This is a genomic window from Pseudomonas sp. NPDC077649 (assembly GCF_044542855.1).
Taxonomy (GTDB): Bacteria; Pseudomonadota; Gammaproteobacteria; order Pseudomonadales; family Pseudomonadaceae; genus Aquipseudomonas.
The window spans coordinates 438,983-462,009 of sequence record NZ_JBITVF010000004.1 but is presented as its reverse complement, the minus strand read 5'-3'; the positions used below and the strand labels follow the sequence as shown (position 1 = coordinate 462,009).

Below are 23,027 nucleotides of genomic sequence, written 5' to 3'. Positions count from 1 at the left end.
AGAAAACCCTAAACTTGGCTCAGCAATCGCAAAAAACTCTCGAATTCACGAGTGTTACTTGTGATGCTGATAATCAGTCGACTACCAGTCTTACCTCACAAGCACCCACACGAATTGCTTGATTCAGTTGTTAAAGAACAGTTGGTCAAGTCTTTCGCCTCAACCGAGGCGCGCATTCTACAGCACCTCATCTTTCCGTCAAGCTGTTTTTCGAATTTGTTTCCGGAGAAACTCTTTTCTACTCAACCGCTTGCGCCTTCGATCCGAACATCTTCTCGTCAGCGGGAGGCGCATTCTACAGCGTTCAAAACCGCTGTCAACCACCTCTTTTACCGCCTCGATCCATTCGACCGAAGCACCGACAGGATCCAACCACCACCCTGCCGACCGGCGCGCATTCTACACGCCAGATTCAGCTTTGCAACCCCTCTTTAAACTTAACTCATTGATTAACAAGAGGTTTTAGAAGAGCTTCAGCGCTGAAGTGGCGCGCATTCTACCGCCAGGAGAACGCGCGTCAAGCATAAATTGCAGTTTTCTTACTCAGCCTTGAGCGTGATGCGCGCAAAGGCCTTCTTGCCGGCCTGGCAAACGTGGGTCGCACCCACCTTGAACAGGAAGGCCCGATCGACTACTTCGCCATCCACGCGCACACCGCCAGAGCCCAGCAGATCGCGCGCAACGGCGGCGTTCTTCACCAACCCTGCCTTATTAAGGACGGAGGAAATCGGCATATCCTCGGCCGAGGCCAGCTCCACCTCGGGCAGATCCTCGGGCAGCTCGCCTTCTTTCATGCGGTTGCCGGCAGAACGATGCGCAGTGGCCGCCGCCTCTTCGCCATGAAAGCGGGCGACGATTTCTTCGGCCAGCTTGATCTTGATGTCGCGCGGATTGGCGCCCTGCTCGACGTCGCGCTTGAACTGCTCGATCTCTTCCATAGAGCGGAAGCTGAGCAGCTCGAAGTAACGCCACATCAGCGCATCCGGCATGGACACCAACTTGTTGTACATCACCCCCGGCGCTTCCTGGATGCCCACATAGTTACCCAGGGATTTGGACATCTTCTTCACGCCGTCCAGCCCTTCCAGCAGCGGCATGGTGACGATGCACTGCGACTCCTGACCATAAGCGCGCTGCAGCTCGCGCCCCATCAGCAGGTTGAACTTCTGATCGGTGCCGCCGAGCTCGACGTCGGCTTTCAGCGCCACCGAGTCGTAGCCCTGCACCAGCGGATAGAGGAACTCGTGAATGGCGATCGGCTGGTTGCTGGTGTAGCGCTTGTCGAAATCGTCGCGTTCGAGCATGCGCGCCACGGTGTACTGCGAGGCCAAACGAATGAAGTCGGCCGGCTTCAGCGCATCCATCCAGGTGGAGTTGAACGCGACCTCGGTCTTGGCCGGATCGAGTATCTTGAACACCTGCTGCTTATAGGTCTCGGCGTTATCCAGCACCTGATCACGGGTCAGCGGCGGGCGGGTGGCGCTCTTGCCGCTGGGGTCGCCAATCATGCCGGTGAAGTCGCCGATCAGGAAGATCACCTGATGCCCCAGCTCCTGGAACTGACGCAGCTTATTAATAAGCACGGTATGGCCGAGGTGCAGATCCGGCGCAGTCGGATCGAAACCGGCCTTGATCCGCAGCGGCTGACCCCGCTTGAGCTTCTCGACCAGCTCCGCTTCAACCAGAACCTCTTCCGCACCGCGCTTGATCAGCGCCAGCTGCTCTTCGACCGACTTCATGACAGGACTCGCGACCACTCGAAAATGAAAGGGAACCAACCATACAAGATCGCGAACTAATTACAAGTTTTGCCCGGGCAAGCGCCCATACGTCTCCGCTCGGCATGTCAAGGGTTGCCCCACGCCGATTTTGGTTATATTTTATACAGTTAATGCATATTCCAAGAAAACGCCTCACGCCATGACGCAAAATACTCCCAAAGCCCCGCCCTACCCGAAGAGCCATATCCTGGCCGCTAGCGGTGTAGCTGCGCTGCTGAGCCTGGCTCTGCTGGTGTTTCCTTCGCGCGAAGTCGAAGCGCAGAAGACCTTCCTCGACCTGGATCTCAGCAACGATGCCGAACTGGTACTGCAGGAAAAGGACGACCTCCGAGCGGGACAGCCCGCCACCGGCGCCGCCTCGCCTTTCGCCAAGATCGAGCAGGGTGCGGAGAACGCCGAACACAGCGCCGGACATGACGCTGATGATAAGAATCTCGCAACAGCCGACTCCCCCCCCACCGATCCCAGCCAACACAACGTCACCGTCAGCAATGGCGATACGCTGTCGACCCTGTTCGCCAAGGTAGGCCTGAGCGCCAACGACCTGCACGAAGCGCTCAACAGCAGCAAGGAAGCCAAGCGGTTCAGCCGCCTCAAGGTCGGCCAGGTGCTGGCGTTCGAACTGGACGAAGCCGGCAAGCTGAAGCACTTGCAGAGCAAGCTGAACGACCTGGAAACCATCCGCCTGAGTCGCAGCGACAAGGGCTTCGACTTCCAGCGCGACCTGGTCAAGCCGGAAGTGGTCACCACCTACAGCCATGGCGTGATCAACAGTTCGCTGTTCCTCTCCGCCAAGCGCGCCGGCCTCTCCCATGGCCTGACCATGGAGCTGGCCAACGTGTTCGGCTACGACATCGACTTCGCCATGGATATCCGCGAGGGCGACGAGTTCGAGCTGATCTACGAAGAGAAGGTGGTCAACGGCAAGCGCGTCGGCACCGGCAACATTCTCTCGGCGCGCTTCACCAATCGCGGCAAGACCTACACCGCGGTGCGCTACACCAGCAAGCAGGGCACCACCAGCTACTACAACGCCAACGGCGAAAGCATGCGCAAGGCGTTTATCCGCACCCCGGTGGACTTCGCCCGAATCAGCTCGCGCTTCTCCACCGGCCGCAAGCACCCGATCCTGAACAAGATTCGCGCGCACAAGGGCGTGGACTACGCGGCGCCGCGCGGCACGCCGATCAAGGCAGCCGGCGACGGTCGCGTCAGCCTGGCCGGCCGTCACGGCGGCTACGGCAACACCGTGATCATCCAGCACGGCCAGCGCTACCGCACCCTCTACGCCCACATGCAGGGTTTCGCCAAGGGCATCCGCAATGGCAGCACCGTCAAGCAGGGGCAGATCATCGGCTATATCGGCACCACTGGCCTGTCCACCGGACCGCACCTGCACTATGAATTCCAGGTCAACGGTGTGCACGTCGACCCGCTGAGCCAGAAGCTGCCGATGGCCGACCCAATCGCCGCCAGCGAGAAGCAACGCTTCATGCAACTGAGCAAACCGCTGATGGCGCGCATGGACCAGGAAAAGGCCACCATGCTGGCCGCCAACCAGCGCTAAGCCATGCCTCTCTATCTCGGCGTGATGTCCGGCACCAGCCTGGACGGACTGGACATCGCGCTGATCGAGCAAGAGCAGCACACGCGCCTGCTCGCCACCCTCTACCGGCCCATGCCGGATCGGCTACGCAGCGAACTGCTGGCATTGTGCGCCTCGGGCGCCGACGAGCTGGCACGCGCGGCGATGGCCGAACAACAGTGGGTCGAACTGGCCGCCGCCGCCATCAATGAGCTTCTGCAGCAGCAGAACCTGACTCCGCAACAGATTCGCGCCATCGGCAGCCACGGCCAGACTGTGCGCCATGAGCCGGCACGCGGTTTCACCATCCAGATCGGCAACCCCGCCCTGCTCGCCGAGCTGACTGCTATCGGCGTGGTCGCCGACTTCCGCCGTCGCGACGTTGCCGCCGGCGGCCAGGGCGCCCCGCTGGTACCGGCCTTCCACCAGGCACTGTTCGGCGATAGCGCACGACATATCGCGGTGCTTAACGTCGGCGGCTTCAGCAACCTCAGCCTGCTCTCGCCCGGGCAGGACGTGCTGGGCTTCGACAGCGGCCCGGGCAACATCCTGCTCGACGCCTGGATTCAGCACTGCCAGGGCCTCGCCTATGACCGCGATGGCGCCTGGGCGGCCAGCGGCAGGGTGCACCCCGAGTTGCTGAACCGGCTACTGAGCGATCCCTTCTTCGCGACACAAGGCCCCAAGAGCACCGGCCGCGAGCTGTTCAACCTCGCCTGGCTGCTTGGCCATCTGCAAGCACTGCCGCCGCTGGCCGCCGAGGACGTGCAGGCGACCCTGGTCGAGCTGACCGTGCGCAGCATAGTCGGCGCCCTGCGCAGCGCGCAGGGCCGTACCGACGCGCTGCTGGTATGCGGTGGCGGCGCGCACAACGCCTGCCTGATGCAGCGCTTGAGCGAGCTGCTGGCGGACACCGAAGTGAGCAGCACCGCCGCTCAGGGCGTCGATCCGGACTGGGTCGAAGCCATGGCCTTCGCCTGGCTGGCCCACTGCGCGCTGGAAGGCATTCCAGGCAACCGCCCGAGCGTTACCGGCGCGAAAGGATTGCGCATCCTCGGCGCCATCTATCCGGCTTGAAACGAAAACGCCGCGCTTCGAGCGCGGCGTTTGTCATCCTGCGAAAACTTCAGATCGAGAACGACGAACCGCAGCCGCAGGTGGTGGTGGCGTTGGGGTTCTTGATCACGAAGCGCGAACCTTCCAGACCTTCCTGATAGTCGACTTCGGAACCTGCCAGGTACTGGAAACTCATGGCATCGACCACCAGGCTGACGCCTTCGCGCTCGACTATGGTGTCGTCCTCGGCCACGTCCTCGTCGAAGGTGAAGCCGTACTGGAAGCCCGAGCAGCCGCCGCCCGTGACGAACACGCGCAGTTTCAGACGCGGGTTGCCCTCTTCATCGACCAGGGTCTTCACCTTGCTGGCCGCACCCTGGGTGAAGTGCAAAGGGGCGGGGGTGAAGGTTTCGACGCTCATGCTGTGACTCCCGGCGCCATGCGCCATACTGCGTTGGGCGTGCATTATCCGCTTGCCCTAGAAAATTGGTCAACTATTGCTCGGTGTCCAGCGTTTCGGGCAGCTCCAACGGCCGCACGCCGTCCTTCACATGGCACAGCCGGCCTTCGATCTGCGCGCCCATGGCCATTTCCATCAGGCTGTAATGCAGGTTGCCGCGCACCCGCGAGCGCGCGCCCAGCTCCAGATGGCCGCTGGCGAACACATCGCCGCTCACCTCGCCGTCGATCACTATATGGGGGGCGCGCACCTCGCCTTCAACCAGGCCGCCGACGCTCACCCGCACCAGCCCCTCGCTGGCCAGCAGATTGCCGGTGACCCGACCATCCACCTGTACCGCCCCCTGAAAACGCATATCGCCCACCAGTTCGGCACCGGCGGCGATCAGGCTGGTTTTGCCGCTGAAACGCTGCAAGTCGGGCTTGGCCTTGTCTTTATTCCACATTGGCGGATGTCACTCCTCATCAATCCATTCGAATGTACGGTCCAGCGGCTTGTCGCCCTTGACCTCGGCGCGAACCTTGACCTGACGCGGCTCGAAGCCTTCCGGCAGCTCCAGTTCGGCGAAGCGTCCGGCTTCGGGGAAGGACTGGAAGTGTTTGAAGGAGAAGGGAATCGCCGCCTCGCCCACTTCGTCGGACAGCGCCGACAGTTCCAGACTGACATCCTTGCCGCCCTGTCGCCCCTCGATGGTGACGCGCAGCTGCCCTTGCAGCGGCTCGTCGCCCGTGCCGACCCGGCTCAGCAGCAATTTGTAGCGGAAACGCCGCGGGACGTCCGTGGCCTGCAGCTCAAAGGCGCGAATGCGCAGGCCTTCGCGACGACTGGCAGGCGCCAGCACGCCCTTGTAGAAGGCCAGGTCCTGTTGCTGCTTGAAGATCTGCTCCTCGAGCAGCTTGATGGTACGGCGGTTCTGCTCCATGGCCTGCTGGGTGACCTTCTCGCTGCTGTCGACCACCGCCAGGCGCTGGCGCAGCAACTCCAGCTCCTGCTCCTGTTCGGCCAGGCGGGTGAGCTGGGCCTGGACCTCGGCCTGCTCGGCCTGTGTCTGCCGCTCGCCCCACCACAGGCCGAGGACAAAGGCCAGCGGCACGCTCAGCAGCAACAGGAGCAGCAGGACGCGGCGCCGGCGTTCGCGGCGCGGGTCGCTGACGCGGACCTCCCAGCCCGGTGTCACGGCAGCAGGGCCGCGTGCGACAGGCCGAGGCGCTCGTCGAGGCCGAAGAGGATGTTCATGTTCTGCACCGCCTGACCGGAGGCGCCCTTGACCAGGTTGTCGATCACCGACAGCACCACCACCAGCTCGCCGCCCTGCGGCCGGTGCACGGCGATGCGGCAAACGTTGCCGCCGCGCACGCTGCGGGTCTCCGGATGGCTGCCGGTCGGCATCACGTCGACGAAAGGCTCATTGGCGTAACGCTGCTCGAACAGCGCCTGCAGGTCGACCGCAGTGTCGGCCACGCGCGCATAGAGGGTGGCGTGGATGCCGCGGATCATCGGCGTCAGGTGCGGCACGAAGGTCAGGCCGACCTCGCCACCGGCGGCCAGGCGCAGACCCTGGCGGATCTCCGGCAGGTGGCGGTGGCCCTTGACCGAGTAGGCCTTCATGCTTTCGCCGGCTTCGCAGAACAGCGAACCGACGCTGGCGCCGCGCCCGGCGCCGCTGACGCCGCTCTTGCAGTCGGCGATCAGGCTGGCGCTGTCGGCCAGGCCGGCTTCCAGCAGCGGGATCAGACCGAGCTGGGTGGCGGTCGGGTAGCAGCCGGGCACGGCGATCAGGCGCGCGCCCTTGATCGCCTCGCGGTTGACCTCGGGCAGGCCGTACACCGCCTCGGCCAGCAGCTCCGGGGCACCGTGCGGCTGGCCGTACCACTTGGCCCACTCCTCGGCGTCCTGCAGGCGGAAGTCGGCGGACAGGTCGATCACCCGCGTGCCGGCGGCCAGCAGTTCGCCGGCCAGAGCATGGGCGACGCCGTGCGGGGTGGCGAAGAACACCACGTCGCAGGCGCCCAGGGTGGCGACGTCGGGCACGCTGAAGGCCAGCTCCGGGTAGTGCCCGCGCAGGTTGGGGTACATCTCGTCGATGCGCAGGCCGGCTTCGGAGCGCGAAGTGATCACCGCCACCTCCGCCTGCGGGTGCTGCGCCAGCAGACGCAGCAGTTCGACACCGGTGTAGCCCGTGCCGCCGACGATACCGACCTTGATCATCACATGCCCCTTTGCAAAAACCATTGGAAAGGTGCCGATGATAAAGCCGCATCGGCCAAGCTCCAACCGCGCAGGTGACGCAGGCCGTCGCCTGCCTCTACTATCGAGGACATTTTCTGCCCGAGGATCGGCAATGCTCTATCTGTGGCTCAAGGCTCTGCACATCGTCGCCATGGTCTGCTGGTTCGCCGGCCTGTTCTATCTGCCGCGGCTGTTCGTCTACCACGCCATGAGCACGGATGCCGCCAGCCACGAGCGTTTCTGCACCATGGAGCGCAAGCTCTATCGCGGCATCATGATGCCCTCGATGGTCGCCACCCTGGGCCTCGGCATCTGGCTGCTGAGCCTCAACCCCGGCTACTACTTCGCCCAGGGCTGGCTGCACGCCAAGCTCACCCTGGTGATCGCGCTGGTGGTCTATCAGCTCCTGTGCGGCGCCCAGCTCAAGCGTTTCGCCCGCGGCGAGAACACCCGTAGCCACGTGTTCTACCGCTGGTTCAACGAGGCGCCGGTGCTGGCGCTGCTGGGTATCGTCGTTCTGGTCGTCGTCCGCCCCTTCTGAGGAATCCGTCATGTCCCTGCCCGCCCTGCTCGAACAACGCCTGCGCCTGCCGCTGATCGCCGCGCCGATGTTTCTGGTGTCCAACCCGGCGCTGGTCGGCGCCTGCTGCAACGCCGGCATAGTCGGCAGCTTTCCCGCGCTCAATCAACGGGAAAGCGCCGGTTTTCGCGCCTGGCTCGACGAAATCCAGGCCAGCCTGAGCGCCGACGCCGCGCCCTACGCCGTCAACCTGATCGTCCATCACAGCAACCCGCGGTTGCAGGCGGACCTGGCGATCTGCGTCGAGCGTCGCGTGCCCATCGTCATCACCAGCCTCGGCGCGGTGAAGGAAGTGGTGGATGCGGTGCACGGCTACGGCGGCCTGGTGTTCCACGACGTGACCACCCGCCGTCATGCGGAAAAAGCCGCCGAAGCCGGCGTGGACGGGCTGATCGCGGTCGCCGCCGGCGCCGGCGGCCATGCCGGCACCTGGAGTCCCTTCGCCCTGCTCGCCGAGATCCGCCAGTTCTTCGACAAGACCCTGCTGCTGTCCGGCTGCCTCAACCACGGCCACGAGCTGCTCGCCGCGCAACTGCTCGGCGCCGACCTGGGCTACATGGGCACGCGCTTTATCGCCAGTCAGGAGAGCAACGCCTCCGACGATTACAAGCGCATGATCCTCGGCGCCCACGCCGCCGATATCGTCCACACCCCGGCGGTCTCCGGGGTGCCGGCCAGCTTCATGCGCCAGAGCCTGGAGCAGGCCGGCTACGACCTGAAGCAGCTGCAGAACAAGGCCGACATCAACTACGGCGAAAAACTCAAGCCGGTGGACGACGAGGCCAAGGCCTGGAAGACCGTGTGGTCGGCCGGCCAGGGCGTCGGCGGCATCGACGACCTGCCCGCGGTCGGCGAACTGGTGGCGCGCCTGGACGGCGAGTACCGTGCCGCCTTGCAGCAGGCCGGCAGGCTGGGGCAACGCTGGCCGCGATGAAACGCCGCCAGCTGCTCGGCCTCGCCGCCCTCGGCCTGCTCGGGGCCTGGGCGCTGCGGCCGCGCGACCGCGGCCAGGTGCACGACGCCTATTTCGCCGGCCTCAACCGCCTCATGCACGCCGAAGGCAACGGTATTGCGTCGCTGCTGCTCGATCTGGATCGCCTCGACGCCAACGCCGAACTGCTCGCCCAGCGGCTGCCCGAGCGCTTGGCGCTGCGTCTGGTGGCCAAGTCGCTGGCCAGCGCCGGGCTGCTCGACTACCTGGCCAAGCGCCTGCGCACCCAGCGCTTCATGGCGTTCCACCAGCCGCAGCTGAACCAGCTGGCGCGCAGCTTTCCGCAGGCCGACCTGCTGCTGGGCAAGCCGCTGCCGGCACAGGCGGCGCTGAACTTCTATCGCCAGCTGCCGCAGCACCTGGGCTTCGACCCCGCGCGCCAGCTGACCTGGCTGATCGACAGCGAGGCGCGCCTGAGCCAGTACGCCGAGCTGGCCAGGGCGCTGGGGCAACCACTGCGCATCGCCCTGGAAATCGATATCGGCCTGGCCCGCGGCGGCTTCGCCGATCCTCAGGCGCTGGGCCAGACCCTGCAACGGCTGCGCCGGCAACCGGGGCAGCTCCAGCTGCAGGGGTTGATGGGCTACGACGCCCAGGTCGCCCACGCCCCGCCCTGGCTGAGCCAGGAGCGTGCGTTCGCCCAGGCCAACGCGCGCTATCGCGAGTTCGTCGCGGTGGCGCGAGGCTTTACCGAGCTGTGGCCGGCGAAGCCGCTGCTCAACGGCGGCGGCAGCCTGACCTACGCCCTGCACAGCCGACTGGACAGCCCGCTCGGCGAAGTTGCCCTCGGCTCGGCCCTGCTCAAGCCGGGCGACTTCGATACGCCGCTGCTGGAGCAGCACCAAGCGGCACTGTGGATCGCCAGCCCGGTGCTCAAGGCGGTCGACGGCGCCCTGCCCTTCCTGCACGCGGCGCAACCGCTGCTCGCCGCCTGGAACCGCAATCGCCAGCGCGCCTACTACCTCCAAGGCGGCCGCTGGCCGGCGACGCCGGTATCGCCGCCCGGCCTCGCCTACGACTCGCTATACGGCCGCAGCGCCAACCAGGAACGCCTGATCGGCAGTGCCGCCAGCGGCCTGAGCACAGACGACTGGGTCTTTCTGCGCCCGGCGGTCAGCGAGGGCCTGCTCGGCGACTTCGGCGAACTGCAGCTGCTGCGAGGCGGCCGCCTGGTCGGACGCTGGGCCGCCCTGCCCGGCGGCTGAAAGACCGGCGCGAACTGCGGCGCAGGCCGCTTGTGTATTGGCCTGTCGGCACTCTAGGCTTAGCTGACCTCCACTTCCCGCAGACAAGGAAGCTCGCATGAATCAACCGCGCTACAAGATAGTGTTCGACGGCGAACTGATGCCCGAGATGACGCTGGAGTCGGTGAAGGACAACCTCGCCCGCCTGTTCAAGAGCGATATGGCGCGCATCAACGGCCTGTTCAGCGGCGCCCAGGTGGCCCTCAAGCGCGACCTCGGGGAAAACGAGGCCGACCAGTACCTCAGCGCCCTGCACAAGGCCGGCGCCAAGGTGCGCAAGGAGCTGGACCAGGCCGCCAGCCTGAGCCTGGTGTCTACCGACGACCACGCCGAGGCGGATGCCGCACCGACCGATACCGCCGCCGGCATGAGCTGTCCCAAGTGCGGCCATCGGCAACCCCAGGCGGACGAGTGCGCGGCCTGCGGCATCATCGTCGAGAAGTATCTCGCCCGTCAGGCGCAACTGAGCGCCATGAGCCAGCCGACGCCAGCGCCCGCCAGCGCCTCGCCCTACGCACCGCCGCAGGCCGACGTCGCCGAGCAACTGCCGCAATTCGGCGAGCTCAAGGCATTCGGCGTCAACGGCCGGATCGGCCGGGTGCGCTACCTGGGCTGGAGCATGGCCATGTTCCTCTGCGCGCTGCCGGTGCTGCTGCTGGGCATGGGCGCCGCCGCGCTGTCCGATGCCCTGGGCATGGTGCTGCTGGTGGCCGCCGGCCTGGCCATGATGGTGCTGAGTATCTGCTTCGGCGTGCAGCGCCTGCACGATATCGGCTGGTCCGGCTGGCTGTGGCTGATCAACTTCATCCCCCTGGTCGGCGGCGTGTTCGCCCTGCTGATGTTCATCGTTCCCGGCAACCAGGGGGTCAACCGCTTCGGCCCGCCGCCGCCGCCCAACAGCACCGCGGTCAAGCTGCTGGCCTGGTTGTGCCTGCTGGTGCCGATCAGCGGCATCCTCGCCGCCATCGCCATTCCGCAGTACCAGAGCTACGTCGAGCGCGCCGCCGAAATGCAGGGACAGTGACCCCGCGCCATGCCCAGTTATGCACTGATCACCGGCGCCTCCAGCGGCATCGGCCTGGCCCTGGCCGAAGCCCTGGCGCGCCGCGGGCGCAACCTGATCCTGGTGGCGCGGCGCCGCGACGCCCTGGAAAGCATCGCCTGCGAGTTGGCCCAGCGCTTCGGCGTCGAGGTGCTGTTTCGCCTCTGCGACCTCAGCGAACCGCTGCAACTGTCCGGCCTGCTGCTCGAACTGGAACAGGGCCAGTGGCGCATCGATCTGCTGGTGAACAACGCCGGCCTCGGCTGCGCCGGGCCCTTCCTCGAACAGGACTGGGGCCGCGAGCTGGAACAGCTGGAAGTCAACGTACTGGCCCTGACCCGGCTGTGCCACGCCATCGGCCAGCGCATGGCCGAACAGGGCGGTGGGCAGATCCTCAACGTCGCCTCGATCGCCGCCTTCCAGCCCGGCCCCTGGATGAGCAGCTACTACGCCAGCAAGGCCTATGTGCTGCATTTCTCCGAGGCGCTGCGCGAAGAACTGCGCGAGCAGGGCGTGCGCGTCTCGGTGCTGTGCCCGGGGCCGACGCGCAGCGCCTTCTTCCGCAGTGCGCAGATGAACGCCGCCCTTCTGGACGCCAGCAAGCTGCTGATGAGCGCCGAGGAAGTGGCGCTGCTCGCGGTGCGCGCGCTGGAGAAGAACCGCGCCATCATCGTCCCTGGCTGGCGCAACCGGCTGCTGACGCTGAGCCCACGCCTGGCGCCGCGCTGGCTGGTGCGCAAACTCAGCGGGCGGCTGACCCGGCCCTTCACCCGCGGTTGAGCAGCCCCAGAACCTGCTCCCGATCTCGCGAGCTAGAGATAAACAGCGGCGAAAGCGGCCGAGGAAGCGGAGTTTACGAAAGTAAATGAGCATTCCGAGGCTGTTTTCAACGCCGTTTAGCCGACGCGCAGCAGATCGTGAGCAGGTTCTCAGCCGGCGTTGACCGTGCGCCCATCAGCCCAGCGGCGCAGCGCCGCGAGCTGCTCGGCCATCACCACCGACAGCGGCGCCGTGCCTTGCAGCGCGTGCAGCAGCAGCGCCTGATCCACTGCCTGCTGCTGCGCCTGAGCGGCATACAGGGCGCTGACCACCGCCTGCTCGATCTCCGCCCCGGAAAATCCCGCGCTGGCCGCGGCCAGCTGCGCCAGGTCGAAGGCGCCAGGCTCCAGCTCGCGGCGCTGCAGGTGGATGCGGAAGATCTCCGCGCGCACCTCGGCAGCGGGCAGGTCGACGAAGAACAGCTCGTCGAAGCGGCCCTTGCGCACCAGCTCCGGCGGCAGGCGGTCGATGGCGTTGGCGGTGGCGACGACGAACACCGGCGCCTTGCGCTCGGCCATCCAGGTCAGCAGGGTGCCGAGCACGCGCTGGCTGACGCCGCCGTCGTGGTCGCCGCTGGCCAGGCCCTTCTCCACCTCGTCCATCCACAGCACGCAGGGCGCCATCTGCTCGGCCAGGCGCAGCGCCTCGCGCAGGTTGCGCTCGGTCTCGCCGAAGAACTTGTTGTACAGGCAGGCGAAATCCAGGCGCAGCAACGGCAGGCCCCAGAGCCCGGCCACCGCCTTGGCCGCCAGGCTCTTGCCGCCACCCTGCACGCCGACCAGCAACACCCCCTTGGGCGCATCGACGCCCTTGCCCTCGAGAAAGCCGACCTGGCGCTCGGCCAGCCAGCGCTTGAGGTTGAGCAGGCCGCCGACGTCGGCGAAGCGCGCGGTGTCGTACTCGAAACTGAGCACGCCCTCCAGATCCAGGAGCTGGAACTTGGTCTTGTTCAGTTCGGGGATGTCTTCCTGGGTGATCGCGCCGTCGTCGCAGATCACGTTGCGCGCCAGCGCCCGCGCCTCGGCGTGGCTGAGGCCGCGCAGGTTCTTCACCACCTGCTGCAGGGTGCGGTTGTCGGTGCGCACCCGCGCGCCGCGGTTGCGCTCGCTCCAGCGCGTGGCCTCGTCGCGGACGATGCTCAGCAGCTCATCTTCCGACGGTAATGCCAGGCTGAAGCGCGCGGCATGGCGCTGCACCTCGGCCGGCAGCCTGAGCGCGTGGGACACCAGCACCAGGGTCGGCTTGTGCGCCGCCTCGCTCATGGCGATCTCCTTGAGCAGGCGCACCAGGCGGGGATTGTCCTGCAGATACGGATGCAGGTCGCACATCACGTAGAGGTTCGGCTGCTGATCGGCCTTGATCAGCTTCAACGCCGCCTCCGGCTCCAGGCTCGCCTCCTCGCCCAGCGGCGCGCCGCCGAAACCCAGGCGCTGCAGGCCCTCGGTCACCGACCAGGTGTGCAGGCCGAGACCGCGCTTGACCGCCAGGCTGGTCAGGGTTTCCAGCACGCGCAGCTCGTCCCAGGACTCGATGACGACCAGCTTGACCTTGGAATCCAGCACCAGGCCGAGATCGTGGATATCGTTCTTCACCGCCGCTCCTTGTGGGCGCGCCGCCGATTGGCCGGCTTTGGCGCACGCGATTAAACTCAGGGCTTCCAGCAATGGCTCGGGAGCCTGCCCATGGACTGTCTGTTCTGCAAGATCGTCGCCGGTGAGATTCCGGCGCGCAAGCTCTACGAGGACGATCAGCTCGTCGCCTTCCACGATATCGGCCCGCAGGCGCCGGTGCATTTTCTGGTGATCCCCAAGCGCCACATCGCCACCCTCACCGACCTCACCGAAACCGACAAGGCGCTGGCCGGCCACCTGCTGTACACCGCCCAGCAGCTGGCCAGCGAGCAGGGCTGCGCCGAGGGCTTTCGCCTGGTGATGAACTGCAACGAGCTGGGCGGACAGACCGTCGGCCACATCCATATGCACGTGCTCGGCCAGCGCCAGCTGCACTGGCCGCCGGGCTGATGCGCCAGTCGGTCGCGGCGGCGAGGCGCACTCGCCGCCGCGCTTTGCAGTAAACTGGCGCCTTCGTGTTCCCCGGAGGTGCCCCATGGCCAGCGAACGCCAGTACTCCCCAGTCGACCGCCTGCTGCTGCAGGCCGATGCCGCCCTGCGCACCCTGCTGCCGTTCAGCGGCGCGTCGAGCCGTCCCTCGCCGGCCATCGTGGAGAACGAGGCCGAACTGTCCAGCGAGGAAACCCGCCATATCGCCGGGCTGATGCGCATCAACCACACCGGCGAGGTCTGCGCCCAGGCGCTGTACCAGGGTCAGGCGCTGACCGCCAAGCTGCCGCAGGTGCGCAGCGCCATGGAGCAGGCCGCCGATGAGGAGATCGATCACCTGGCCTGGTGCGAGCAGCGCATCCGCGAGCTCGGCAGCCAGCCGAGCCTGCTCAACCCGCTGTTCTATGGCCTGTCGTTCGGCGTCGGCGCGGTGGCCGGGCTGGTCAGCGACAAGGTCAGCCTGGGCTTCGTCGCCGCCACCGAGGATCAGGTGTGCAAGCACCTGGACGAGCATCTGGAGCAGATTCCCGAGCGTGACGCCAAGTCGCGGGCAATTCTCCAGCAGATGCGCATCGACGAGCAGCAGCACGCCGACAGCGCCCTGGACGCCGGCGGCCTGCGTTTTCCCGCACCGGTCAAGCTGGGCATGACCCTGCTGTCCAAGGTGATGACCAAGAGCACCTATCGCATCTGAACGACAAGGGCGCCGATTGGCGCCCTTGTCGTTTGCAGCGAAGCGATTCAGCCCAGCTCGATGATTTCGTAGTCATGGCTGATAGCCACCCCGGCACGGCCGAGCATGATCGAGGCCGAGCAGTACTTCTCCGCCGACAGCTCCACCGCGCGCTTGACCTGGGCCTCTTTCAGCCCGCGGCCCTTGACCACGAAATGCAGGTGGATCTTGGTGAACACCTTGGGCTCCTCGCCGGCGCGCTCGGCGTCGAGGAACACCTCGCAGCTCTCCACCGGCTGGCGCGACTTGCGCAGGATGCTGACCACGTCGAAGTTGCTGCAACCGCCGAGACCGACCAGCAGCATCTCCATCGGGCGGATGCCCAGGTTGCGGCCACCGGCTTCCGGCGGGCCGTCCATCACCACGGCATGGCCGCTGCCGGACTCGCCGAGAAACAGGGCTTCGCCGGCCCACTGCACACGCGCTTTCATCGATCCAGACTCCCTCGGTTGCAAAGATTCGCAGGTTAGCACAGGCGCCGAGCGAACCGATGGGCGGCCAGCGCGCTAAAGTTCCCCGGCGTTATGTTAGCCAGGTCGCAAAATACGCCCTGGTCATAGTATGTCTGTTAAGCTGGCGCCGGATTGCTGGCACACTGGTACGGATAACCAATAAGAAATTGCCTGTTGGACAAAGGCTTATCTTTTTTATATTCGGGACTCGGGCATGGTCGCTATTACCCTTACACCTAAAATCAAGAACCTCGACAAGCTCCTCGCACACTGTCACCGCCGCCGTTACACGGCGAAAAGCACCATCATCTATGCGGGCGACCGCTGCGAAACCCTGTTCTTCATCGTCAAGGGCTCGGTCACCATCCTGATCGAAGACGACGATGGCCGCGAAATGATCATCGCCTACCTCAACGCCGGCGACTTCTTCGGCGAGATGGGCCTGTTCGAGAAGGACGGCGCGGAGAAGGAACGCAGCGCCTGGGTACGCGCCAAGACCGAATGTGAAGTGGCGGAGCTGAGCTACGCCAAGTTCCGCGAACTGACCCAGCAGGACCCGGACATCCTCTACGCCCTCGGCAGCCAGATGGCCGAACGCCTGCGCAATACCACGCGCAAGGTCGGCGACCTGGCCTTCCTCGACGTCACCGGCCGCGTCGCCCGCACCCTGCTCGACCTGTGCAAGCAGCCGGACGCCATGACCCACCCGGACGGCATGCAGATCAAGATCACCCGCCAGGAAATCGGCCGCATCGTCGGCTGCTCGCGGGAGATGGTCGGCCGCGTGCTCAAGGCCCTGGAGGAACAGGGCCTGGTCCACGTCAAGGGCAAGACCATGGTGGTCTTCGGCACCCGCTGAAAAACAGCGCGTATAAAAAAGCCGGCAGGGATGCCGGCTTTTTTATGCACGCGGGTGTCAATCGGGATCCTTGCCGATCACCGCCGGCCGCCCGCGCTCGGGGAAGAACAGGCGCTGCAGTTCGCCGCCCGGGCTCTCGGCGCGCATAAAGGCCTCGCCGACCAGGAAGGCGTAGACCTCGTTGATCTCCATCAGCTCGACGTCGGCGCGGTTGAGTATGCCGCTCTCGGTCACCACCAGGCGCTCGCGCGGAATGCGCGGCAGCAGGTCCAGGGTGGTTTCCAGGGACACCTCGAAGCTATGCAGGTTGCGGTTGTTGATGCCCACCAGCGGCGTGTCCAGGGTCTTCAGCGCGCGCTCCAGCTCGTCGCCGTCATGCACCTCGACCAGCACGTCGAGGCCGACGTCCTTGGCCACCGCGGCCAGCTCGGCCATGCGTCCGTCGTCCAGGCAGGCGACGATCAGCAGTACACAGTCGGCGCCGAGGGCGCGGGCCTCGACGATCTGGTAGGGATCGACCATAAAGTCCTTGCGGATCACCGGCAGCGCACAGGCCGCGCGGGCCTGCTGCAGGTACGCATCGGCGCCCTGGAAGAAGTCGATATCGGTGAGCACCGACAGGCAGGTGGCGCCGCCGGCCTCGTAGCTGCGGGCGATATCGGCCGGCACGAAGTCGGCGCGCAACACGCCCTTGCTCGGCGAGGCCTTCTTGATCTCGGCGATCACCGCCGGCTGCTTGCGCGCGGCCTGCTCGAGCAGCGCACGGGCGAAGCCGCGCGGCGCATCGGCGCTACGCGCGGCGCGCTCGATCTCGGCGAAACTGACCTGGGCGCGACGCGCCGCCACTTCCTCGAACTTACGGGCGACGATCTTCTCCAGTACGGTTGGCACGCTCACCCTTCGTTCTCCTGTTTGAATACTGCGGTAAAGGACACCAGCTCCTCCAGCTTCTCCCGCGCCAGCCCGGTGTGCAGGGCGTCGTGAGCCAGCTGCATACCTTCGCGCAGGCTGCTGGCATGGTCGGCGGCGTAGAGCGCGGCGCCGGCGTTGAGCACTATCATGTCGGCGGCCTTCTGGCCGTTGTCGGTCTTGCGCCGGCCCAGCGCATCGCGGATCAGCTCCAGCGACTGCTGGGCGTTGTCGACGGTCAGGCCGATCAGGCTCTGGCTCTTGATGCCGAAGTCCTCGGGCTGGATGCGGTACTCGCTGACCACGCCGTCCTTGAGCTCGGCGACGAAGGTCGGCGCGGCCAGGCTGATCTCGTCCAGGCCGTCCTGCGCGTGCACCACCAGCACGTGCTGGCTGCCCAGACGCTGCAGCACCTCGGCCATCGGCCGGCACAGCGCCTGGCTGAACACGCCGATCACCTGATGCCTGGCACCGGCCGGGTTGGTCATCGGGCCGAGCATATTGAACAGGGTGCGCAGGCCCAGCTCGCGACGCGGGCCGATGGCGTGCTTCATCGCCCCGTGATGGGACGGCGCGAACATGAAACCGACGCCCACGCCTTCGACACAGCGCGCCACCTGCTCGGGCTTGAGCCCCAGGTAGACGCCGGCGGCTTCCAGCAGATCGGCGCTGCCACTCTTGCCGGAGACCGCGCGGTTGCCGTGCTTGGCCACCTTGCCGCCGGCCGCGGCGACGACGAAGGCCGCGGCGGTGGAGACGTTGAAGATGTTCATGCCGTCACCGCCGGTGCCGCAGGTGTCGACCAGGCGCTCGGCGTCGATCACCACCGGCGCGGCCAGCTCACGCATGACGCTGGCCGCGCCGACGATCTCGTCGATGGTCTCGCTCTTCATGCGCATGCCCATGAGGAAGGCGCCGATCTGCGCGTCGGTGCACTGCCCGGTCATGATCTCGCGCATCACGTCCTGCATTTCCTCGGTGCTCAGGTCGAGCTGGGCGACGATGCGGCCCAGGGCTTCCTTGATATTCATGCGCGCACGCCTCCGGTCTGCTTGAGGAAGTTGGCGAACAGTTCGTGGCCCTGCTCGGTGAGGATGGATTCGGGATGGAACTGCACACCCTCGATGTTCAGGGTCTTGTGGCGCAGGCCCATGATCTCGTCGACCGAGCCGTCGTCATGCTGGGTCCAGGCGGTGATTTCCAGGCAGTCCGGCAGGGTTTCGCGCTTGACCACCAAGGAATGATAGCGGGTCACGGTGAGCGGCTTGTTGAGGCCGGCGAACACGCCCTTGTCCTCGTGGAACACCGGGCTGGTCTTGCCATGCATCACCTGGCGCGCGCGCACCACGTCGCCGCCGTAGGCCTGGCCGATGCTCTGGTGGCCGAGGCAGACGCCGAGAATCGGCAGCTTGCCGGCGAAATGCAGGATGGCCTCGATGGACACACCCGCCTCGGTCGGCGTACAGGGACCGGGCGAGACCACGATGCGCTCGGGCTGCAACGCCTCGATCTCGGCAATGGTCAGCTCGTCGTTGCGGATCACGTGCACCTCGGCACCCAGCTCGCCGAGGTACTGCACCACGTTGTAGGTGAAGGAGTCGTAGTTATCGATCATCAGCAGCATGTCACGCTCCCCTTATTCGGCGGTCTGTTCGGCAAGGGCGACGGCGCGGAACATGGCGCGGCGCTTGTTCAGGGTTTCTTCCCACTCCAGGGCGGGCACCGAGTCGGCGACGATGCCGGCACCGGCCTGCACGTGCAGCTCGCCGTCCTTGATCACCGCGGTGCGAATGGCGATGGCGGTGTCCATATTGCCGTTCCACGCGTAGTAGCCGACCGCGCCGCCATAGACGCCGCGTTTGACCGGTTCCAGCTCGTCGATGATCTGCATGGCGCGGATCTTCGGCGCCCCGGACAGGGTGCCGGCCGGCAGGATGGCGCGCAGCGCGTCCATCGCCGACAGCTCGGGTTTGAGCTGGCCGGTGACGTTGGAGACGATGTGCATGACGTTGGAATAGCGCTCGATGACCATCTTCTCGGTGAGCTTGACCGAGCCGATCTGCGACACGCGGCCGGTGTCGTTGCGGCCCAGGTCGATCAGCATCAGGTGCTCGGCGATCTCCTTGGCGTCGGACAGCAGGTCCTCTTCCAGCGCCAGGTCGGCTTCTTCATTGGCGCCGCGCGGGCGGGTGCCGGCGATCGGGCGCACGGTGACCAGGCCGTCCTCGACCCGCACCAGTACCTCCGGCGAGGAGCCGACCACGTGGAAGTCGCCGAAGTTGAAGAAGTACATGTAGGGCGTCGGGTTGATGCAGCGCAGCGCGCGGTACAGGTCGATGGGCGCGGCCTTGAACGGGATCGACATGCGCTGGGAGATCACCACCTGCATGCAGTCGCCGGCGAGGATGTATTCCTTGATCGCACTGACCGCCGCCTCGTAGTCGTCACGGCTGTAGCTGGAACGAAACGCCGGCTCGGCGCCGGGCGGCGCGCCAAGATCCACGCCCAGACGCGGGGTGATCGGCTGGCGCAGCTGGCGCAGGATCTCGCCCAGGCGTGCCTGGCCCTGTTCGAAAGCATCCGGCTCGGCCGGATCGGCGAGGACGATGGCGTGCATCTTGCCGGCCAGGTTGTCGAACACCACCACGGCGTCGGAGACCATCAGCAGGATATCCGGCGTGCCCAGCGGATCGGGGTTGGGGCAGCTGGCCAGCTTCTGCTCGACGTAGCGCACGCTGTCGTAGCCGAAGTAGCCGACCAGGCCGCCGTTGAAACGCGGCAGACCGGCAATGGTCGGCACCTTGTAGCGCGCCTTGAACTGCTCGACGAAGGCCAGCGGATCGGCACTCTGCTGACGCTCGACCTCGACGCCGTCGGTGCTGACCAGGATGTCGTGGCCGTGCACGCGCAAGACGGTGCGCGCCGGCAGGCCGATGATCGAGTAACGCCCCCACTTCTCGCCGCCCTGCACGGATTCCAGCAGGTAGGAGTTGGGCGCATCGGCCAGTTTCAGGTAGATGGACAGCGGCGTGTCGAAATCCACCAGGGTTTCGCAGGCCAGGGGGATGCGGTTGTAGCCTTCGGCGGCTAAACGCAGGAATTCTTCATGGGTCATGATCAGCCTCATGGCTCGGGGAAAACGGTCGGGTACAAACGGGTCGCGCGCGGCGACCGGACGAAATCAGGCGCGCCAGCGCCAACGGGCCAGGGCCTTGATCACTTTCATCCAGAGTTTGCAGCTGACCACCACGGTGCGATCTCGACAGGCGGGGGAATAAGGAGAGCGGCCACGGTAGCGCAGCCGCTCGGCCTAAGCAACCGTCAGAGCAGTGCGGCCAGGCTATCGACCACCAGACTCGGCTGTTCCTCGGCAATCGGCCGACCGTGGTTGTAACCGTAGCTCACCGCCACGCAGGGCACGCCGGCGGCGCGCGCCGCCAGTACGTCATTGCGCGAGTCGCCGACGAACAGCGCCTGCGCCGCGTTGACGCCGGCCAGACGCATCACCTGCAGCAGCGCGGCCGGGTCCGGCTTCTGCTGCGGCAGGGTGTCGCCGCCGACTATCCAGCGAAAGTAGCCGCCCAGGCCGACCTGCTCCAGCAGCGGCGCAACGAAGCGCTCCGGCTTGTTGGTCACCACCGCCAGCTCCACCGCCGCCGTGCTCAGCGCCTCGAGCAGCTCGTGCACGCCCGGATAGAGCGCGGTCAGCTGGTGGCAGTCGGCGTAGATATCGAGAAAGCGCGCCAGCGCGGCGTCCGCTTCGGCCTCGCTCACCGCCGCATGCTCCAGGCCGCCGGCCAGGGCACGGCGCACCAGCACCCGCGCGCCGTTGCCGACCCAGTCGCGTACGCGATCGACGCCGGCCGGCTCGCGGCCCAGTTCGACCAGCATGCGGTCGACCGCAGCGGCCAGGTCCGGCACCGAATCCACCAGGGTGCCGTCCAGGTCGAACATCACCAGACGCGGCAGCTCGCCGCGGCACAGCGCGCGCAGCGGTTTCATCCGCGCACCTGGGCCAGCTCGGCGCGCATGGCGTCGATCACGGCCTTGTAGTCCGGCTGGTTGAAGATCGCCGAGCCGGCGACGAAGGTGTCGGCGCCCGCCGCAGCGATCTCGCGGATGTTCTGCACGTTGACCCCGCCGTCGATCTCCAGGCGGATCTCGCGGCCGCTGGCGTCGATCAGCGCGCGCGCCTCTTTGAGTTTATCCAGGGTGGCGGGAATGAACTTCTGCCCGCCGAAGCCGGGGTTGACGCTCATCAAAAGGATCATGTCGACCTTGTCCATCACGTACTTGAGCACGTCCAGCGGGGTGGCCGGGTTGAACACCAGGCCAGCCTTGGCGCCACCCGCCTTGATCAGCTGCAGTGAACGGTCGATGTGCTCGGACGCTTCCGGGTGGAAGGTGATATAGGAAGCGCCCGCCTCGATGAAGTCGCCGATGATGCGATCCACCGGCTTGACCATCAGGTGCGCGTCGATCGGCGCGGTGATGCCGTACTTGCGCAGCGCCGCGCAGACCATCGGGCCGATGGTCAGGTTGGGCACGTAGTGGTTGTCCATCACGTCGAAGTGAACGATGTCCGCCCCGGCGGCGAGCACGTTGTCGACTTCCTCGCCCAGACGGGCGAAGTCGGCGGAGAGGATCGACGGGGCGATGGCGAAGGGTTGCATGGCGCACCTCTGAGTGCTGAATCACGGTGGCGCGCATTGTAACGGTTGAGACGGCCGCTGGCAGCGCCACCAGACGGTGGCGCGCCAAAGTGACTCAGATACCCAGACAGAGATACTTGATCTCCAGATACTCATCCAGGCCGTACTTGGAGCCTTCGCGGCCGAGCCCCGAAGCCTTCATACCACCGAATGGCGCCACTTCGTTGGAGATCAGCCCGGTGTTGATGCCGACCATGCCGTACTCCAAGGCTTCGGCGACGCGGAAGGCACGGCCCAGGTCGCGGGTATAGAAGTAGCCAGCCAGACCGAACTCGGTGTCGTTGGCCTGACGCACCACTTCGGCTTCGTCACTGAAGCGAAACAGTGGCGCCAGCGGGCCGAAGGTCTCTTCGCGGGCCACACGCATATCCGCGGTGACACCGGCGATGACCGTGGGCTCGAAGAAATGCCCGCCCAACGCGTGCGGCTTGCCGCCCTGCAGCACCGTGGCGCCCTTCTCCAGCGCATCGGCCAGATGAGCCTGCACCTTGGCCACGGCATTGCCGTCGATCAGCGGGCCAATGACGACGCCTGCTTCATCACCCGGGCCAACCCGCAGTTTGGCCACGGCCGCGGCCAGTTTTTCGGCAAAGGCGTCGTAGACGGCCTCGTGCACATACAGACGATTGGCACAGACGCAGGTCTGCCCGGCGTTGCGGTACTTGGCCACCAGCGCACCTTCGACCGCAGCATCGAGATCGGCATCCTCGAAGACGATGAACGGCGCATTACCGCCCAGCTCCAGCGAGAGCTTCTTCAGGGTCGGCGCACATTGCTCCATCAATTTGATGCCAACGCCGGTGGAGCCGGTGAACGACAGCTTGCGCACGATGGGGTTGGCGCACAGCTCGGCGCCGACTTCGCGGGAACGCTCGGCATCGGCCGGCAGCACACTGAACAGCCCGGCCGGAATGCCCGCACGCTCGGCCAGCACCGCCAGCGCCAGGGCGCTGAAGGGTGTCTGCGGCGCCGGCTTGAGCACCATGGCGCAGCCAGCAGCCAGGGCCGGACCGGCCTTGCGGGTGATCATCGCCGCCGGGAAGTTCCAGGGCGTGATCGCCGCGGTCACGCCAATGGGTTCCTTGGTCACGATCAAGCGCTTGTCCGGCTGATGACCGGGAATGGTGTCGCCGTAGACACGCTTGGCTTCCTCGGCGAACCACTCGATGAAGGATGCCGCGTAAAGCACCTCACCGCGCGCCTCGGTCAGCGGCTTGCCCTGCTCGGCCGTCATGATCCGCGCCAGGTCTTCCTGATTGGCCAGCATCAGCTCGTACCATGTGCGCAGCCGCGCCGCGCGCTCCTTGGCCGTCAGCGCACGCCAGGCGGGTTGGGCAGCCTGCGCCGCCTCGATGGCCTGACGGGTCTGCGCGCCACCGATGTTCGGTACGCAGCCCAGCGACTTGCCGTTGGCGGGGTTGAAGATTTCAGTCACATCGCCATTGCTGGCGTCGCACCACTGGCCGTCGATATAGGCCTGGTGGCGCAGCAGATCGGGATCGTTCAGTTGCATGA

General features: G+C 66.1%; 23 protein-coding genes and 1 pseudogene. 10 read left to right on the top strand and 14 right to left on the bottom strand.

The window, feature by feature from the left end; all coding sequences use genetic code 11:
• Positions 1-539: 539 nt before the first annotated feature.
• Entirely contained in the window at positions 540-1,739 is a 1,200-nt protein-coding gene (gene tyrS / locus ACIGFL_RS15730) for a tyrosine--tRNA ligase (protein ID WP_397497809.1), read from the bottom strand.
• Between the two features lie 181 nt (positions 1,740-1,920).
• Here tyrS and ACIGFL_RS15725 point away from each other — a divergent pair, with 181 nt between their 5' ends.
• Both ACIGFL_RS15725 and ACIGFL_RS15720 read left to right on the top strand, forming a co-directional pair.
• Positions 1,921-3,348 carry a peptidoglycan DD-metalloendopeptidase family protein gene (locus ACIGFL_RS15725; RefSeq protein ID WP_397497808.1) on the top strand — a complete coding sequence of 476 codons (1,428 nt, stop codon included), beginning with the start codon at positions 1,921-1,923 and terminating at the stop codon, positions 3,346-3,348.
• A gap of 3 nt (positions 3,349-3,351) precedes the next feature.
• A complete protein-coding gene (locus tag ACIGFL_RS15720) occupies positions 3,352-4,443 on the top strand; it encodes an anhydro-N-acetylmuramic acid kinase (RefSeq protein WP_397497807.1) in 1,092 nt (363 codons plus the stop codon).
• Between the two features lie 49 nt (positions 4,444-4,492).
• On the opposite strand, the gene erpA is transcribed toward ACIGFL_RS15720, so the two are convergent.
• The 4 genes from erpA to argC form a co-directional block, all read right to left on the bottom strand.
• The gene (erpA, locus tag ACIGFL_RS15715; RefSeq protein WP_021443725.1) at positions 4,493-4,843 is read right to left on the bottom strand and encodes an iron-sulfur cluster insertion protein ErpA; all 351 of its coding nucleotides are present in this window, start codon (positions 4,841-4,843) and stop codon (positions 4,493-4,495) included.
• Between the two features lie 73 nt (positions 4,844-4,916).
• On the bottom strand, positions 4,917-5,327 hold the full coding sequence (locus ACIGFL_RS15710) for a polymer-forming cytoskeletal protein (RefSeq protein WP_021443726.1): 411 nt from the start codon (positions 5,325-5,327) through the stop codon (positions 4,917-4,919).
• A gap of 9 nt (positions 5,328-5,336) precedes the next feature.
• Positions 5,337-6,059, bottom strand: a complete 723-nt coding sequence (locus ACIGFL_RS15705; RefSeq protein ID WP_256679243.1) for a DUF6776 family protein — start codon at positions 6,057-6,059, stop codon at positions 5,337-5,339.
• Entirely contained in the window at positions 6,056-7,090 is a 1,035-nt protein-coding gene (gene argC / locus ACIGFL_RS15700) for an N-acetyl-gamma-glutamyl-phosphate reductase (RefSeq protein WP_397497806.1), read from the bottom strand. The genes ACIGFL_RS15705 and argC overlap by 4 nt, the downstream gene beginning before the upstream one ends.
• Positions 7,091-7,223: 133 nt before the next feature.
• Here argC and hemJ point away from each other — a divergent pair, with 133 nt between their 5' ends.
• From hemJ to ACIGFL_RS15675, 5 genes are all read left to right on the top strand, one after another.
• Complete coding sequence (hemJ, locus tag ACIGFL_RS15695) at positions 7,224-7,652, top strand: protoporphyrinogen oxidase HemJ (RefSeq protein ID WP_397497805.1); 429 nt, start codon at positions 7,224-7,226, stop codon at positions 7,650-7,652.
• 10 nt (positions 7,653-7,662) lie between these two features.
• The gene (locus ACIGFL_RS15690; protein WP_397497804.1) at positions 7,663-8,625 is read left to right on the top strand and encodes an NAD(P)H-dependent flavin oxidoreductase; all 963 of its coding nucleotides are present in this window, start codon (positions 7,663-7,665) and stop codon (positions 8,623-8,625) included.
• A complete protein-coding gene (locus tag ACIGFL_RS15685; RefSeq protein ID WP_397497803.1) occupies positions 8,622-9,887 on the top strand; it encodes an alanine racemase in 1,266 nt (421 codons plus the stop codon). Before ACIGFL_RS15690 ends, ACIGFL_RS15685 begins: the two co-directional genes overlap by 4 nt.
• A gap of 97 nt (positions 9,888-9,984) precedes the next feature.
• Positions 9,985-10,950 carry a DUF805 domain-containing protein gene (locus ACIGFL_RS15680; protein ID WP_021443139.1) on the top strand — a complete coding sequence of 322 codons (966 nt, stop codon included), beginning with the start codon at positions 9,985-9,987 and terminating at the stop codon, positions 10,948-10,950.
• Between the two features lie 9 nt (positions 10,951-10,959).
• Positions 10,960-11,748: an SDR family NAD(P)-dependent oxidoreductase gene (locus ACIGFL_RS15675; RefSeq protein ID WP_397497802.1), complete on the top strand. Its 789-nt coding sequence runs from the start codon at positions 10,960-10,962 to the stop codon at positions 11,746-11,748.
• A 149-nt stretch (positions 11,749-11,897) separates the two neighbouring features.
• Here the strand turns inward: ACIGFL_RS15675 and ACIGFL_RS15670 are convergent, their stop codons facing one another.
• On the bottom strand, positions 11,898-13,379 hold the full coding sequence (locus ACIGFL_RS15670) for an AAA family ATPase (RefSeq protein WP_397497801.1): 1,482 nt from the start codon (positions 13,377-13,379) through the stop codon (positions 11,898-11,900).
• Positions 13,380-13,469: 90 nt separating this feature from the next.
• On the opposite strand from ACIGFL_RS15670, the gene ACIGFL_RS15665 reads away from it, so the two are divergent.
• Complete coding sequence (locus ACIGFL_RS15665) at positions 13,470-13,808, top strand: histidine triad nucleotide-binding protein (RefSeq protein ID WP_021443136.1); 339 nt, start codon at positions 13,470-13,472, stop codon at positions 13,806-13,808.
• An 85-nt stretch (positions 13,809-13,893) separates the two neighbouring features.
• Positions 13,894-14,541 carry a 2-polyprenyl-3-methyl-6-methoxy-1,4-benzoquinone monooxygenase gene (gene coq7 / locus ACIGFL_RS15660; protein WP_021443135.1) on the top strand — a complete coding sequence of 216 codons (648 nt, stop codon included), beginning with the start codon at positions 13,894-13,896 and terminating at the stop codon, positions 14,539-14,541.
• Positions 14,542-14,588: 47 nt separating this feature from the next.
• Here the strand turns inward: coq7 and ACIGFL_RS15655 are convergent, their stop codons facing one another.
• The gene (locus tag ACIGFL_RS15655) at positions 14,589-15,011 is read right to left on the bottom strand and encodes an OsmC family protein (RefSeq protein ID WP_122110129.1); all 423 of its coding nucleotides are present in this window, start codon (positions 15,009-15,011) and stop codon (positions 14,589-14,591) included.
• A 235-nt stretch (positions 15,012-15,246) separates the two neighbouring features.
• Between ACIGFL_RS15655 and crp the strand changes: the two genes are divergently transcribed.
• Complete coding sequence (gene crp, locus ACIGFL_RS15650) at positions 15,247-15,891, top strand: cAMP-activated global transcriptional regulator CRP (RefSeq protein ID WP_021443133.1); 645 nt, start codon at positions 15,247-15,249, stop codon at positions 15,889-15,891.
• 57 nt (positions 15,892-15,948) lie between these two features.
• On the opposite strand, the gene trpC is transcribed toward crp, so the two are convergent.
• The 7 genes and pseudogenes from trpC to gabD form a co-directional block, all read right to left on the bottom strand.
• Complete coding sequence (trpC, locus tag ACIGFL_RS15645; protein WP_397497800.1) at positions 15,949-16,788, bottom strand: indole-3-glycerol phosphate synthase TrpC; 840 nt, start codon at positions 16,786-16,788, stop codon at positions 15,949-15,951.
• Positions 16,785-17,831, bottom strand: a complete 1,047-nt coding sequence (gene trpD / locus ACIGFL_RS15640) for an anthranilate phosphoribosyltransferase (protein WP_122110127.1) — start codon at positions 17,829-17,831, stop codon at positions 16,785-16,787. Before trpD ends, trpC begins: the two co-directional genes overlap by 4 nt.
• Complete coding sequence (locus tag ACIGFL_RS15635; protein ID WP_397497799.1) at positions 17,828-18,424, bottom strand: aminodeoxychorismate/anthranilate synthase component II; 597 nt, start codon at positions 18,422-18,424, stop codon at positions 17,828-17,830. The genes trpD and ACIGFL_RS15635 overlap by 4 nt, the downstream gene beginning before the upstream one ends.
• Positions 18,425-18,436: 12 nt before the next feature.
• Entirely contained in the window at positions 18,437-19,915 is a 1,479-nt protein-coding gene (gene trpE, locus ACIGFL_RS15630) for an anthranilate synthase component I (RefSeq protein ID WP_397497798.1), read from the bottom strand.
• A 66-nt stretch (positions 19,916-19,981) separates the two neighbouring features.
• Positions 19,982-20,802, bottom strand: a pseudogene (locus tag ACIGFL_RS15625) (phosphoglycolate phosphatase).
• Positions 20,799-21,473, bottom strand: coding sequence for a ribulose-phosphate 3-epimerase (gene rpe / locus ACIGFL_RS15620; protein ID WP_021445645.1), 675 nt, complete (start codon positions 21,471-21,473; stop codon positions 20,799-20,801). Before rpe ends, ACIGFL_RS15625 begins: the two are co-directional and overlap by 4 nt.
• 94 nt (positions 21,474-21,567) lie before the next feature.
• Positions 21,568-23,025 carry an NADP-dependent succinate-semialdehyde dehydrogenase gene (gene gabD, locus ACIGFL_RS15615; protein ID WP_397497797.1) on the bottom strand — a complete coding sequence of 486 codons (1,458 nt, stop codon included), beginning with the start codon at positions 23,023-23,025 and terminating at the stop codon, positions 21,568-21,570.
• Positions 23,026-23,027: the final 2 nt, after the last annotated feature.